Annotated in this window: 14 protein-coding genes and 1 pseudogene; 11 read left to right on the top strand and 4 right to left on the bottom strand. The window is 57.1% G+C overall.

The window, feature by feature from the left end:
- Positions 1-71 precede the first annotated feature (71 nt).
- Positions 72-491, bottom strand: coding sequence for an organic hydroperoxide resistance protein (locus ACSQ3H_RS10065; protein WP_436116928.1), 420 nt, complete (start codon positions 489-491; stop codon positions 72-74).
- 520 nt (positions 492-1011) lie between these two features.
- On the opposite strand from ACSQ3H_RS10065, the gene ACSQ3H_RS10070 reads away from it, so the two are divergent.
- The 4 genes and pseudogenes from ACSQ3H_RS10070 to ACSQ3H_RS10085 all read left to right on the top strand — a co-directional run.
- The gene (locus tag ACSQ3H_RS10070) at positions 1012-2064 is read left to right on the top strand and encodes an alpha/beta fold hydrolase (protein WP_436116929.1); all 1053 of its coding nucleotides are present in this window, start codon (positions 1012-1014) and stop codon (positions 2062-2064) included.
- A gap of 213 nt (positions 2065-2277) precedes the next feature.
- Complete coding sequence (locus ACSQ3H_RS10075) at positions 2278-3018, top strand: response regulator (RefSeq protein ID WP_436116930.1); 741 nt, start codon at positions 2278-2280, stop codon at positions 3016-3018.
- Positions 3015-4334 carry an ATP-binding protein gene (locus ACSQ3H_RS10080; RefSeq protein WP_436116931.1) on the top strand — a complete coding sequence of 440 codons (1320 nt, stop codon included), beginning with the start codon at positions 3015-3017 and terminating at the stop codon, positions 4332-4334. The genes ACSQ3H_RS10075 and ACSQ3H_RS10080 overlap by 4 nt, the downstream gene beginning before the upstream one ends.
- A 182-nt stretch (positions 4335-4516) precedes the next feature.
- Positions 4517-5815: pseudogene (locus tag ACSQ3H_RS10085) on the top strand (cytochrome c biogenesis protein DipZ); the annotation flags it as partial.
- 31 nt (positions 5816-5846) lie between these two features.
- Here the strand turns inward: ACSQ3H_RS10085 and ACSQ3H_RS10090 are convergent.
- Positions 5847-6314: a MarR family winged helix-turn-helix transcriptional regulator gene (locus ACSQ3H_RS10090; protein WP_436116932.1), complete on the bottom strand. Its 468-nt coding sequence runs from the start codon at positions 6312-6314 to the stop codon at positions 5847-5849.
- A gap of 111 nt (positions 6315-6425) precedes the next feature.
- On the opposite strand from ACSQ3H_RS10090, the gene ACSQ3H_RS10095 reads away from it, so the two are divergent.
- The 4 genes from ACSQ3H_RS10095 to ACSQ3H_RS10110 all read left to right on the top strand — a co-directional run bounded on the left by ACSQ3H_RS10095 (position 6426) and on the right by ACSQ3H_RS10110 (position 9771).
- Entirely contained in the window at positions 6426-6584 is a 159-nt protein-coding gene (locus ACSQ3H_RS10095; RefSeq protein ID WP_436116933.1) for a hypothetical protein, read from the top strand.
- Between the two features lie 107 nt (positions 6585-6691).
- The gene (msrA, locus tag ACSQ3H_RS10100) at positions 6692-7201 is read left to right on the top strand and encodes a peptide-methionine (S)-S-oxide reductase MsrA (RefSeq protein WP_436116934.1); all 510 of its coding nucleotides are present in this window, start codon (positions 6692-6694) and stop codon (positions 7199-7201) included.
- Between the two features lie 280 nt (positions 7202-7481).
- Positions 7482-8438, top strand: a complete 957-nt coding sequence (locus ACSQ3H_RS10105; protein ID WP_436116935.1) for a S1C family serine protease — start codon at positions 7482-7484, stop codon at positions 8436-8438.
- A gap of 460 nt (positions 8439-8898) precedes the next feature.
- Positions 8899-9771: a LysR family transcriptional regulator gene (locus ACSQ3H_RS10110; protein WP_436116936.1), complete on the top strand. Its 873-nt coding sequence runs from the start codon at positions 8899-8901 to the stop codon at positions 9769-9771.
- Positions 9772-9919: 148 nt separating this feature from the next.
- Here the strand turns inward: ACSQ3H_RS10110 and arsK are convergent, their stop codons facing one another.
- Both arsK and ACSQ3H_RS10120 read right to left on the bottom strand, forming a co-directional pair.
- A complete protein-coding gene (arsK, locus tag ACSQ3H_RS10115) occupies positions 9920-11146 on the bottom strand; it encodes an arsenite efflux MFS transporter ArsK (protein ID WP_436116937.1) in 1227 nt (408 codons plus the stop codon).
- A gap of 5 nt (positions 11147-11151) precedes the next feature.
- Positions 11152-11481, bottom strand: coding sequence for an ArsR/SmtB family transcription factor (locus tag ACSQ3H_RS10120; RefSeq protein ID WP_436116938.1), 330 nt, complete (start codon positions 11479-11481; stop codon positions 11152-11154).
- Between the two features lie 46 nt (positions 11482-11527).
- On the opposite strand from ACSQ3H_RS10120, the gene ACSQ3H_RS10125 reads away from it, so the two are divergent.
- The 3 genes from ACSQ3H_RS10125 to arsN2 all read left to right on the top strand — a co-directional run bounded on the left by ACSQ3H_RS10125 (position 11528) and on the right by arsN2 (position 13543).
- Complete coding sequence (locus tag ACSQ3H_RS10125) at positions 11528-12058, top strand: DUF6428 family protein (RefSeq protein ID WP_436116939.1); 531 nt, start codon at positions 11528-11530, stop codon at positions 12056-12058.
- Positions 12059-12261: 203 nt separating this feature from the next.
- Positions 12262-12618: an ArsR/SmtB family transcription factor gene (locus ACSQ3H_RS10130; RefSeq protein WP_436116940.1), complete on the top strand. Its 357-nt coding sequence runs from the start codon at positions 12262-12264 to the stop codon at positions 12616-12618.
- Positions 12611-13543 carry an arsenic resistance N-acetyltransferase ArsN2 gene (gene arsN2 / locus ACSQ3H_RS10135; RefSeq protein ID WP_436116941.1) on the top strand — a complete coding sequence of 311 codons (933 nt, stop codon included), beginning with the start codon at positions 12611-12613 and terminating at the stop codon, positions 13541-13543. Before ACSQ3H_RS10130 ends, arsN2 begins: the two co-directional genes overlap by 8 nt.
- The last annotated feature ends 4 nt before the right edge of the window (positions 13544-13547 follow it).

Below are 13547 nucleotides of genomic sequence, written 5' to 3' on the forward strand. Positions count from 1 at the left end.
ACGCGCCATCTTGTCCGAGACGACAGAACCCCAATCCGAAGCGGGCAGGTCAGATCTGCAATAGATGCGGCCTAGACGAGGTTGATGACGACGTCGATATTGCCGCGTGTGGCTTTGGAATACGGACACGTCTGGTGCGCAGCGTCCACCAGGGCCTGGGCGGCTTCGCGCTCCAAACCGGGCAGGCTGACGTTGAGGCGAGCTTGGAGGAAGTAAGCGCCATCAACCTGGCACAGGTCCACTTCGGCGTCGACGGCAGTGTCCGCCGGCATAGTCACCTTCATCTTGCGCGCTGCAAGCCCAATGGCTCCGATGAAACATGCTGACCAACCGGCAGCGAACATCTGCTCTGGATTGGTACCGCTGCCCGAGCTGCCGGGAGCCGAAAACTTGACGTCAAGATGGCCGTCATCGCTGCGGCCAGAGCCGCCGTCCCGGCCGCCGGTTGTATGGGTTTTGCCTGTATAAAGCACATTTTCGACTTGGGTCATCGTATTGGTCCCTTTGCGTGGTTGTGGCGCCGGGGCGGCGCAATGACTGAAGACCAGCCATTTGCGCCGCATAAGGCGGTAAAGACGTATCCCGCATGTGTCTGGATTGACGGGAATTGAAACGAACTGTGTAAGAAAGCCGAACCGGTACATTACGATACAAAGCGGCGCGCCCCGCTTACCGGGAGGAGTATCCCGCCAAGTCGATTGGCATGCGAGTTTAGTTCTGTAAGACCGTGCAAATCGTTGAAAGGTCCAAGGCAAGTTTATGGATGCGAATTGGAGCAGACTGGCAGCCAATAGCTTGTCCAATGAATTGCCAATCTATCTGAATCCGCCAAAAATTGGCTGAGAATGGTGGATCGAGAGCCCGATCTTTCCCGGCAGAGCTGTTTGTAAGCTAATGTGTCCGCACACCTGAAAGTTACATCAACATGCAATTTGGACGGATCGGGACACATGGCCGATACATGAGGGACGTTCTATCCCGGCTATCGAAATTCAATTGAGAGGGAATGGTATGTCAGAAGAAATCAACCACCATCGTCGCGGATTTCTCGGTATTGCAGCGGTAGCCATTGCTGCAACTGAACTCGGCATGATCGGTGCTGCGAACGCACAGGCGAAAGAGACGAAGGCCGCGGCCTTGCCCTCGATCAGGCCCGGGACGAACATCTCCTTCGGACCCCTGAAGCAGATCGACGCCGGCGTTCTCAATATCGGTTATGCAGAAGCGGGCCCCGCCGATGGCTCCCCAGTCATTCTTCTGCACGGTTGGCCGTACGATATCTACAGCTTCGCCGACGTCGCTCCCCTGCTTGCCGGCGCAGGCTACCGGGTGATCATCCCGTATCTACGCGGCTACGGCACCACGCGGTTCCTTTCGAGCGATACTATCCGCAATGGCCAACAATCCGTGGTCGCTGCCGATATCATTGCGTTGATGGATGCGCTGAAGATACCCAAGGCAATCGTTGCTGGCTATGACTGGGGCGCGCGCACGGCGAATATCATGGCGGCGCTTTGGCCAGAGCGCTGCAAAGCGATGGTCTCGGTGAGTGGCTATCTGATTGGCAGCCAGGAAGCGAACAAGAAACCGCTGCCGCCCAAGGCGGAGCTCGCCTGGTGGTACCAGTTCTACTTTGCCACCGAACGTGGCCGCCAAGGCTATGAAAACAACCGGCACGACTTTGCAAAGCTCATCTGGCAACTCGCATCGCCGAAATGGAACTTCGACGATGCCACGTTTGACCGATCCGCTGAAGCTTTCAACAACCCGGATCATGTCGCGGTCGTGATCCATAATTATCGCTGGCGACTAAGCCTGGCCGAGGGTGAGCCGCAATATGACGATCTGGAAAAAAGGCTCGCCAAAGCTCCGGTGATCACCGTGCCCACGATCACGATGGAGGGTGATGCCAACGGTGCCCCGCACCCGGATCCCAAATCCTACAGCAACAAGTTCTCGGGGAAATACATGCACCGGACCATCACGGGCGGTGTTGGCCACAATCTGCCACAGGAAGCACCCCGGGACTTTGCCCAAGCCGTAGTCGATGTGGATACCTATTGATTGGCCTCGATCTGCGTAACCCTGCGGATGGCTTATCCGCAGGCTGGAACTACCGGAACATGATCAACGGAGTTTCCCATTGCGCCGTAAAGGCTTGCCACAGCCGGGCAACGAATTAAATTATGAATTTTGTCATAATCATTATTGTGATAATTAATTTGAACATCGAGCGCTTCTGGTGAAGTCGACCCGCTATATGGAAAGGCACCTGCGATGGATCATATCGATCACATCCTGATCGTCGATGACGATCGCGAAATCCGCGAGCTGGTTTCGAGCTATCTCAAGAAGAACGGCCTGCGCGTCACTGTTGTGCAAGACGGGCGCCACATGCGGGCATTTCTCGATACAGATGCGGTCGATCTCATTGTTCTCGATGTGATGATGCCGGGGGATGATGGCCTGGTTTTGTGCCGCGAGTTGCGAGCCGGCAAGCACAAGGCGATTCCTGTCCTCATGCTGACGGCCCGCAACGACGAAACCGACCGGATTGTCGGCCTGGAGATGGGTGCGGATGACTATCTTGCAAAGCCCTTCGCTGCGCGGGAATTGCTGGCGCGGATCAAGGCAGTCCTGCGCCGGACCCGCATGCTTCCACCGAACCTGCAGATAAGCGAGGTCGGCCAACTGTTGAGCTTTGGCGATTGGCAGCTCGATACGTCCGGCCGGCATCTGCTTGACCGCGATGGGACCGCTATTGCGCTCAGCGGTGCCGAATATCGCTTGCTTCGTGTGTTCGTCGATCATCCGCAACGTGTCCTCAATCGCGATCAACTGTTGAATCTCACTCAAGGACGCGAAGCCGAGCTGTTCGACAGGTCTATCGACCTTTTGGTGAGCCGGCTTCGCCAGCGGCTTTGCGACGATGCGCGCGAACCGGCCTACATCAAGACTGTTCGCAGCGAGGGTTATGTATTCTCGATGCCCGTCGAGATTGCCGAGCTCCGGCAATGACCGGCATCGCGGCAACCCGGCGTTTTCGGCTCTGGCCCCGAACCTTGGGATGGAGGTTGTTCCTGATCCTTCTGGCTGGCTTGACGATAGCCCATGGACTTTCCTTCAGCGTCCTGTTTCTTGAACGCTATATGGCGACAAAGACCGTGATGCTGAACACGCTCGAAAGCGATGTGGCAACCTCGATCGCCATACTGGATCGCCTGCCGGCCGCTGAGCGAGGAGATTGGCTTACGCGGCTCGATCGGGGAACGTACCGGTTTGTACTCGGCCCAGGCTTGGCCGGCGTTCCCGATATGAGCAACCGGGGTGCCGAGATCGCCGCAAAAATACAGGACGCGGGCGGCCAGCGTTTTCCTATCCGGGTCGAATCGATACCGGGGGATGGCAAACGCCTTCAGGCCCACCTGACCTTGAGCGACGGCAATCCGGTGACGATCGATGTGAACCCGGCGCTGATGCCGCTGGCCGAGTGGTTGCCATACGTTCTCGTGGCACAACTTATTCTTCTTATTCTCTGCAGCTGGCTGGCCGTTCGCCAAGCGATACGTCCCCTGGTCAATCTTGCCAATGCCGCCGATGCGCTTGACCCCAACAAGAAAGCGCCCCGGCTGAGCGAAACCGGGCCGACTGAAGTTGCCTATGCCGCGACCGCATTCAATGCGATGCGCGACCGGATCGCACATTATCTTGAAGAGAGGGTGCAGATACTCGCGGCTATTTCTCACGACCTCCAAACGCCGATCACACGCATGAAGCTTCGCGCCGAATTTGCCGAAGACTCGGTCGAGAAGGACAAGCTGGTCCAGGATCTGACCGAGATCGAGCGCCTTGTTCACGAAGGTGTAGCCTATGCCCGCAGCGCCCATGGAAATACCGAGAAATCCTCAAGGATAGACATCGCGTCCTTCATGGAAAGTCTCGTCTACGATTATCAGGACACCGGCAAGGGCGTCACGATAATCGGTAAGATCAACGCAGCAATCGAGACGCGGCCGCACGCCTTGCGGCGCATATTCACCAACCTCATCGACAATGCCCTCAAATTCGGCGGAAGCGCAGAAGTCCATCTGGAACAGGATCTCCGAGGCTCGGTCATCATAAAGGTGCAGGACCGTGGCCCCGGCATTCCGGAAGACCAGCTTGAAGCAGTTCTCCAACCATTCTTCCGGCTCGAGCAGTCGCGAAACCGGGGAACCGGCGGGACTGGACTGGGATTGGCTATCGCACATCAGCTTGCGCTTGCGACAGGCGCCACGCTTACATTGCGCAATCGCGATGGCGGCGGGCTCTCGGCGGAAATCTCGCTCCCTTGATGCGAGGGGATGTGCGCTCGACTTGTATCGCAGTGTAACGGGCAGCTTGCCTTCGACACTTCGTTACGTTTCGCGCCATTCCAGACACATGCGGGATACGTCGGTGAAGCCTTATTCCGGCAACGGCTGGTCATCAGCCGCTGCGCCCCGGCGCTCCATCAATCACCTCAAAGGATATGATAATGACCCTTTCGGTTATTGCTTACCTCGCAGGTGTGCTGACGATCCTCAGTCCGTGCATCCTGCCCGTCCTTCCGTTCGTCTTTGCACGCGCCGAGCAGCCTTTCATCAAAAGCACACTGCCGATGCTCGCCGGCATGGCAATTACCTTTGCCGTGGTAGCCACGCTTGCTGCGGTCGGCGGCAACTGGGCTGTTCATGCCAATGAATATGGCCGCTACGCTGCAATCGGGCTGCTCGCAGTCTTCGGTTTGACGCTTGTTTCGCCGCAGCTTGCCACAGTACTGACGAGGCCGGTCGTTGCGTTTGCAAACAGGCTGCTGAACGCGACCGGCGGACCGCGCTCGGTTCCGACTGCCGGCAGTTCGCTTGTTCTCGGTATCGCGACTGGTCTGCTCTGGGCGCCCTGCGCTGGGCCGATTCTGGGATTGGTGCTGACGGGAGCCGCTCTTCAGGGTGCGAACGTTCAGACAACGCTGCTTCTTCTGGCCTATTCGGCGGGTGCTGCGACCTCGCTCGCCTTGGCTCTTCTGGTTGGCGGCCGGGTCTTTGCGGCAATGAAGCAAACGCTGGGTGCCGGTGAATGGGTACGCCGTGGCCTCGGCATCGCCGTCCTTGCAGGGGTCGTTGCCATCGGACTTGGTGCCGATACCGGTTTTCTCGCGCGCCTCTCCAGCGTTGGCGCGGGCAAGATCGAGCAGGCACTTCTCGATGAGTTCAACGCGAAGAAGTTGGCACCGGTTGCCGCGATTGCAAGCGACAGCGGGGTAATGGCGGTCAAGGCCCCCCAAGGTTTCCGAAGCGATCTTCCGGTTGAGGGTCAGTTTCCTTCGCTCGATGGGGCAGTTGAATGGCTGAACTCGCCGCCGCTAACCACCGAACAGCTTCGCGGCAAGGTCGTGCTGGTCGATTTCTGGACTTTCTCCTGCATCAATTGCATTCACACCGTTCCCTATGTTCGGGCCTGGGCGGAAAAATATAAGGATCAGGGCCTCGTGGTAATTGGCGTGCACGCGCCCGAATTCGCCTTCGAACGCAAGATCGACAACGTCAGACAAGCGATCAGCGATTTCAAGATCGGCTATCCGGTTGCAGTCGATAACAACTTCGAAATCTGGAAGGCGTTCCAAAACAGCTATTGGCCAGCCCACTACTTCATCGATGCGAAGGGGCAGATCAGGTACCACCATTTCGGCGAGGGCGATTATGACACGTCCGAAAAGGTCATTCAGGATCTATTGGCCGAAGCGAAAAGCCAGCAGGCTGATAATCAGGCGATAACCCCGGACGGCAAGAGTGCGCGACCGGTCGCAAACCAAGGCTGACGGAGGATCAAAGTTCTCCCTTGCTTGCCTTGATGAGATTGTCGCGAAGGTTCGCGATAGCCTTCTGCAGGATCGGGAATTCCTCGGGCGTCAGGCCCGAGGCTTTCACCGTCACCTCGCCAAAGCCTAAACCCTTCTCGCGAAGCCGACGGCCAGCATCGGTCAGCGAAATCCGCACGTTGCGCTCGTCTTCGGTGTCTCTTGTGCGCGTGAGATAACCCATGACTTCAAGCCGTTTGAGCATGGGTGTCATGGTGCTTGGTTCCAGAAACAGCTTCTCGCTCAAGCCTTTGACTGTTTGCTGGTCCTCTTCCCACAGAGAGATGATTGTTATGTATTGGGGATAGGTGAGGCCGAGTTCATCGAGGACGGGTTTGTACACCCGGGAGTAGGCGAGATTGGCCGAGTAGATCGAGAAGCACATGAAGTCTGCGAGCTTCGCAGCTTCGGTACGGGGAAGGGCTCTTTTGTTCATCGGATTCTCCGGCAGCAAGCACAATGATTATGACACGAATGATTATCGTACTTGTAAGTGGCTCATCATACAATTATTATAATAATCGTTATTGAACAAAGGAGACTTGTCATGCAGTTTGTCACGATATGCCTGATCGGCATCGCAGTGCTGGTATCGCCATGCACCTATGACACCGATCCTCGCGAACCGTCGGCGGTGGCTGCAATAATCGCCAAAGCGTATTCGCCGCAGGGCTCGACCGAGCTCGTAGCCGCGGAAATCCAATAACGTGACTTAGTACATCACCTCATTTTATCGAAATCAGAGCGTAACAGAATGTGTCTCACAGCTGGAAACTGTTACAAAGCCTATCTCAATCAAATGGAGGACATCCAATGACCGAAGAACGTGCAGTCCTTGCCGGTGGTTGCTTCTGGGGCATGCAGGACCTTATTCGCCGCTATGACGGCGTGATTTCAACGCGCGTCGGCTACACTGGCGGCGACGTGCCGAATGCGACTTACCGCAACCATGGGACCCATGCAGAAGCTATCGAGATCATCTTCGATCCCGCCCGTATCAGCTATCGGCAAATTCTCGAGTTGTTCTTCCAGATCCACGACCCGAGCACGCGTAATCGCCAGGGCAACGACGTTGGACTGAGCTATCGCTCGGCAATCTTCTACACGTCAGATGAGCAAGAGCGCGTTGCAAAGGAGACAATTGCAGATGTCGATGCGTCTGGACTGTGGCCTGGCAAGGTCGTGACCGAAGTCACGCCAGCCGGAGATTTCTGGGAAGCAGAGCCTGAACATCAGGATTACCTGGAGCGCATTCCGAACGGCTACACGTGCCACTTCATCCGTCCGGGCTGGAAGCTCCCGGTTCGGGAAAAGACCATCTGAGCAATCGGACACGGCACGGCGAGAACCACCTTATTGGTGGTGATTGCTATAAAGGGCCGGTGTCTCCACCGGCTCTTTCATTTCGGACGCCTCGGGCCCGAGCAATTTCTGCAGCGGTTCAAGAAGTCTGCCAGAGCGACGACTACGTTCTGCACGAGACTTGAAAGCAAATCGATGCCAATCCATTTAACTCTTAACAAAGTGTCATGGCAGAGCCGGGACGACTGTCGCCGGCGCGCTGGCGGCAGCAGCGAGGGCGCGGCTGTTTGAGGATCAAACGATGGGTTTCATAGACAAGGACATAGTGCCCGTTGATGACGGCGCGCTGATGGATGCATATTCGCAATCCATTGCAAGTGCGGTCGATATTGTCGGGCCGGCGGTCAGCCGAATTGAGCGCGTGGGAGGCAGAGCCGGGCATGGGTCTGGCTTTGCGGTCTCGCCGGACGGGCTGATTGTAACAAACAACCACGTTGTCGATGACGCCAAGGTCGTCCGCATCGCTACACCAGATGGTTTCGTTACAGAAGGGCGGGTACTCGGTCGTGATGTCGACACTGATATAGCGCTCATCCGGGCAAACTCGAGTGTCGGAGCCTGGGCTCGCCTCGGAGATTCCAAGCGTCTGCGCAGGGGTCATATCGCGATCGCGATCGGGAATCCGCTCGGCTTTGAATGGACAGTGACCGCTGGTATCGTGTCGGCGCTGGGTCGCTCGATGCGATCTGCGAGCGGCCGCCTCATGGACGACGTCATTCAGACCGATGCTGCACTCAACCCCGGCAACTCGGGAGGGCCGCTGGTCTCTTCAAACGGCGAGGTCATCGGGGTCAATACGGCCGTTATCCAGGGTGCGCAGAGCATCGCATTTGCGGTGGCTTCCAATACCGCGAACTTTGTGATTTCGGAAATACTCCGCTATGGCCGGGTCAGACGTGCGTTCATCGGAATTGCCGGTGACACAATTGAGCTACCGCGAAGGATCGCTCTCGAGGCAGGCACTGCCCAGACGACATCAGTGCGCGTCAGGCGCGTGGAACCCGGCGGACCGGCCGAGCGCGGTGGCCTGCGGGACGGCGATTACATTCTTGCGATCGATGGCAAGCCCGTCGGTGGTGTTGACGATATCGTAAGATTGATGGATGGCGACAAGATCGGACATAACACTGAACTTCTTGTATTTTCGGTCGCTGGGCGGATTGAGAAAAAGACGTTGCTGCCGATTGCCCGACCATAGGACATCAACACGAGGCCGGAGTACATAAGTCTCTGAAACAATGGTCCATTTGTCAGCGTATCTGGAAACAACGGCGTTGCTGACTGCGAGTCAGATAGATCAGTACAACACATTGCGCGGATACGCAGAAGCGGACCATTCAAAGTGATCTTTCCGGTCCAATGGTTCAGGCACATTCCACCAAAGCCACGTCTTATGGCTGCCAATGATGTGAACTGCCTCCTCCCTGGTGATGCCTGCGTCGAGGAGTAATCGGTCGCTCGGCTTGCTCAAGATATCCAACAACAATTCGTGCTCCTGTCTCGCGGCCCGCCAAGCACGAAAGAATTGTATCAAACGATGTCGGACCTTCTTCATCTGGCGCTCCCGGACAAGGAGACAGGATTCGCCAGAACTTGACATTTAACAAACGAATAGAAATCATGCCTGCCATCTGAAATTTTTATCGGAAGCCTTCATCGTGCACCTGCCGTTGGACAGTGAACTGCTACGTACGTTTGTGGCCGTGGCAGCGACCGGAAATGTCACCCGCGCCGCTGAACAAGTCGGCAGGACGCAGTCGGCAGTCAGCATTCAGATCAAGAGGTTAGAAGAGACCCTGGGCGAAAGCCTTTTCGAGCGCGGTTCACGTGGCGTGACACTGACGCCACAAGGAAGGATCCTGCTTGTCAGCGCCAACAGGATTATTGGTTTGCTGGATGAGACCGCAGCTACGATAAGGGCGAAACCGCTCGGCGGTCCTGTGCGGATTGGTATTCCGGAAGAGTATGGTTACACCGTCTTGCCGCGTGCCCTGGCGGCCTTCGCGAGCCAGCACCCGCATGTGGAGGTCACCGTGAAATGCGGATATTCGGCTGCTCAGTTGGCGGCGATCGACGCAGACGAACTCGACCTCGCGGTAATTTTCGATCAGGAAGAGCCGACGACCGGTGAGGTGCTGTTTGTCGACCCGACGGTTTGGGTGACCTCGGAAGTGCACTGCGTCCATGAGAACGACGTTGTACCGGTTGCGATCTATGAGCGCTCCAGCTGGTGCAAGAAATTTGCTGTCGGATCATTGGAAAAAGCCAAGATCAACTACCGCATCGCCTATAGCTGTGACACCAGCGGCGGACTAAAAATCGCCGCCGTTTCGGGTCTGGCGATCGCGCCGCTTGCCAGCAGCAATATCCCGGCAGGTTGTTGCGCCCTGACGGAAGCAGACGGTTTCCCCCAGATTGATTCCTCGAATGTGGTGCTCAGACGCAATCCCCGGATGAACAGCGCTGCCATCGACGGTATGGCCACAATGATACGTGACGCCTTTCGGCCCATTAATGCTGAAGCCCTGTGAATGGAAACGACGTTTGTCCACATGCTGGGCCAAGCCATTGAATGGGAGAGCGTTTCGCCGAGGAAGTAAAAGGAGAGCCCCCCGAATACAGGTATGAGATTGAACACATTGCCTCGGGAGGGGTTGACGGCGTAGCTCACTCGGAAGCTTATGATGGTTCGCGTACCAAGGTTCGCTGCATCGGGCGGCCGATGGCTGCAAACGAAACCAGCCCAACAAATCCGAGGGCGGCAAAGATCACCAATGTGACGACCGTGCCAACGTGTTGCATCATGAACGCAAAGGCAAACGGAGCGGCCGCAGACGACACTAACCGTGCCGAGGTGACCTTACCCATGCGCTTTCCGTAACCGTTGCTGCCGAAAAGAGCGAGGGGCAACGTGCCTTGGACGATGCTTGAAAGTCCAACGCCCAAACCGAACAGGATCGCAAATCCCACAGCGCCGACCATCCATGTGCCATTCCAAAGCAGCACGGCGATCGACACTGGAACCAACAAGCTGGAAGTCAGCGCCAGGCCAAGCGGCTGAATCCGGTTTCCGGTCAACATGCTGAGCAGGCGGCTTGTGACCTGGGCGGGCCCGAATAGAGTTCCAACAAGAACGCTCACGCTTCCAAGTCCAAGAGCTCCAAGCATCGGCAGCATGTGAATCAAGATGGCTGCGTCGATGAAGCTGATCAGGGCAAGGCCGGACACCATCAAGACGAAGGCCGATCTGGTTCGTTCTACAGGAACGCTTCCCACGACGACATGGCCTGCCGCGGCAGTGACTTCTGCAGAGGAGCTCGAATTTCCCGACATGCGCGACAGCCAAAAATGGACCGGCAAGCATACAAACAGATGGGCGGCGGCGAAGACAAAGTAGACTTCTTGCCAAGTCAGGTCTTGATGGAGCTCCGACGTCAGCGGCCAAAAAATAGTCGAGGCAAACCCCGCGATCAGCGTCAGGTGGGTTATGCTCCGCTGTGCCGTCTTCGGATTGATCTGTACCAGAAGCGCGAACGCAGCATTATAGAGGACGAACGTCGAGGCCAGTTCGACGGCCATCAGTCCTATCCCAAACGTGAATGGGGTAGGGGCGAGCGCACAACAGGCGAGAGCCAAGGCCGCGCCGATCGAGCCGAGCGCCATCACCCGTCCGGCTCCATACTTGTCGATCCAGCTTCCTGCGATCGGCGCGGCAAAGCCCCCCGCAAGGAGCGAAATTGAGAACGCTGCAAACACCCATTCCGAGGACCACCCCACGTCCTTCGCCATGGAGTCTGCAAGAGCGCTGAAGCTGTAGTACAGGGTGCCATATCCGATGATCTGGGTCAGGCCGAGCGCGGTCACGGCGAGGCGGCTGCCGGTTGCAGAGATGGTTGATGTCGTCACTTGTCCTATGCCTCGCAGGTTTCGGCGCAGGTATCGACCACCGGATCGCAGCGTCCCTGACAGCAGTCCTTCATGAGGAACTCGATCAAGCCGGAAAGGGCGGGATAGACGGCGCTGTAGATGATCGAGCGCGCTTCCCGGCGTGACTGGACCAGTCCGGCACGCTCGAGGTGGCTCAGATGGAAGGAGATTTTCGACGAGGACGCCCCCATTGCTTCACCGACCGCGCCAGCGGGCATGCCGTCGGGTCCGGCCATGACCAGCAGACGGACGATGCGCAGCCGGGTTTCCTGGGAGAGCGACGCAAATGCATCGAGGGCTTGCATTTCGTTCATAATTACCTCAATATCTCAAAAGATGTTGAAATAAGGATAGACCAACATGGACGCTATGACCAGCCCATCTGTCACCGATTTTTATGACGACGGTTCCCTTGGAGTTGTGCTTGCGGAACTGGAGCCGCACGCTGACAAATCCCTTGTCATCGAATACGGAGGGCGCACCATTCAACCCGGCTATCACGTCACCGAAGTCAAGGCGGGGTCCTTCGTCACGCTCGACTGCGGCGGCAATCCCGACCAATGGCACGAAACGATTCTGCAGGTTGAAGACATTCCTTCGCAGGATGGCAGCGATTTCATGAAAGTAGAAAAATTCCGCAAGATCCTCGCCCAAGTGGCAACCAGGATCGAACTTGACGCTGGGGCCCGATTGACCTTTGAGGTCGGCGTCCCAGGTACACCTATGCAGGTCTTCGACGTACACGCGCTCGAGGTCGACGGCGAACGCGCCGTCTTGCGCCTCGCAGCGCGTCCTGCCATCTGCAAGCCGAGGCATCGGGCAGTGCTTATTGCGGAAAAGAGTTCATGCTGCGGCATCGCGGCGCGAAACCAGACAGGATGTTGTGCCTGAGATGGCTCTGCGGCTGGCGTCGCACGCCTGTGGTTTTACGGATCTCTCAGCAGCTCTGACTCTCCGTTTCTTCTGAACATACGGCATCCGTCGCCGACCGCAGCTTCGTAATGCGAATCGCCGGGTTGATGTTTGATCGGACCGAGGGGAAATCGGCCGAGGTAACGTTGACAAGACATTAAAATATCTGTAAATCCCGATATATGGAAAAAGATAAAACTATTGAAGCCTTTTCGGCTCTTGCGCAGCCAACGCGCATGGACGCGTTCAAACTCATCGTCATGCACGAACCCGATGGCATCGCCGCAGGTGAGGTGTCCCGGATACTCGACATTCCTCAGAATACGATGTCGACCCACCTCGCCATCATGACGCGGGCCGGGCTGATTTCGTCGGAGCGACAAAGCCGTTCGATCATTTACCGGGCGAGCTTCGAAAACCTGCGCGAGGCGATCAATTTCCTCCTGAAGGATTGCTGTGCGGGGCATCCCGACATCTGTGCGCCGCTCATCGCCGACATCGTCCCATGCTGTTCACCCAAGGAGAACTTCAATGCATGATCGTGTCTACAACGTCCTCTTTCTCTGCACCGGAAATTCTGCACGGTCTATTCTGGCTGAATCCATCCTCAATGCCGAAGGTAAAGGTCGCTTCCAGGCATTTTCCGCAGGCAGCCAGCCCAAGGGCGACGTCAACCCCTTTGCCTTGAAGGTTCTTGAGGCGCTTGGATACCCCACGGAAGGATTTCACTCCAAGAGCTGGGACGAATTCGCGGTTGCAGGCGCACCGCAGATGGATTTTATTTTCACGGTCTGCGACAGCGCGACCGGGGAGGCGTGTCCGATTTGGCCCGGCCATCCCATGACCGCACACTGGGGTATCGAAGACCCCGCAACCGTGGAAGGTACGGATATCGAAAAGGAAAGGGCGTTCTCGCTGGCTGCCCGCTATATGAAGAACAGGATCATGGCATTCCTCAACCTGTCGCACGATTCCGTCGACCGACTGTGGTTGACGACGAAGTTACAGGCCATCGGTCGCCGCGAGGGACTGGAAGCAGAAGAAATCAATCCGGTCGACACAGAATTTGAGACGGCCCTTCAGGCGGCATCGCTTCCGACAGAGGATCTGGCCCACTCAAAAGGGAAGTTCTTCCGTTTCTCCGACCGCCAGGGCAATCCCGTCGGATACGGCGGTATCGAATTCTACGGAAAGGATGCGCTCATTCGATCGATCGCAGTGGCAGCCGAGGTGCAAAAGCATGGGCATGGCAGCGCCATCACACGTCTGTTGCTACGCTACGCCGACATTCAGGGAGCGGAAACGGGCTATCTACTGACAACGAATGCCGCTCCGTTTTTCGGTAGGCTCGGCTTCCATCCAGTTGAACGAACCGCTGTGCCCGCCGCGATCCTGGCAACGCCGCAGGCCACGAGCCTTTGCCCTGCAACGGCGTCTGTCCTGTCGCGGTCGGTTTCCATCTAAGGAA

This window comes from Phyllobacterium sp. LjRoot231 (assembly GCF_964253365.1).
GTDB lineage: Bacteria > Pseudomonadota > Alphaproteobacteria > Rhizobiales > Rhizobiaceae > Phyllobacterium.

Coding starts and splice junctions, on each gene's coding strand:
- ACSQ3H_RS10065 (WP_436116928.1), bottom strand. CDS start 491: ATGACCCAAGTCGAAAATGTGCTTTATACAGGCAAAACCCATACAACC.
- ACSQ3H_RS10070 (WP_436116929.1), top strand. CDS start 1,012: ATGTCAGAAGAAATCAACCACCATCGTCGCGGATTTCTCGGTATTGCA.
- ACSQ3H_RS10075 (WP_436116930.1), top strand. CDS start 2,278: ATGGATCATATCGATCACATCCTGATCGTCGATGACGATCGCGAAATC.
- ACSQ3H_RS10080 (WP_436116931.1), top strand. CDS start 3,015: ATGACCGGCATCGCGGCAACCCGGCGTTTTCGGCTCTGGCCCCGAACC.
- ACSQ3H_RS10090 (WP_436116932.1), bottom strand. CDS start 6,314: ATGAACAAAAGAGCCCTTCCCCGTACCGAAGCTGCGAAGCTCGCAGAC.
- ACSQ3H_RS10095 (WP_436116933.1), top strand. CDS start 6,426: ATGCAGTTTGTCACGATATGCCTGATCGGCATCGCAGTGCTGGTATCG.
- msrA (WP_436116934.1), top strand. CDS start 6,692: ATGACCGAAGAACGTGCAGTCCTTGCCGGTGGTTGCTTCTGGGGCATG.
- ACSQ3H_RS10105 (WP_436116935.1), top strand. CDS start 7,482: ATGGGTTTCATAGACAAGGACATAGTGCCCGTTGATGACGGCGCGCTG.
- ACSQ3H_RS10120 (WP_436116938.1), bottom strand. CDS start 11,481: ATGAACGAAATGCAAGCCCTCGATGCATTTGCGTCGCTCTCCCAGGAA.
- ACSQ3H_RS10125 (WP_436116939.1), top strand. CDS start 11,528: ATGGACGCTATGACCAGCCCATCTGTCACCGATTTTTATGACGACGGT.
- ACSQ3H_RS10130 (WP_436116940.1), top strand. CDS start 12,262: ATGGAAAAAGATAAAACTATTGAAGCCTTTTCGGCTCTTGCGCAGCCA.
- arsN2 (WP_436116941.1), top strand. CDS start 12,611: ATGCATGATCGTGTCTACAACGTCCTCTTTCTCTGCACCGGAAATTCT.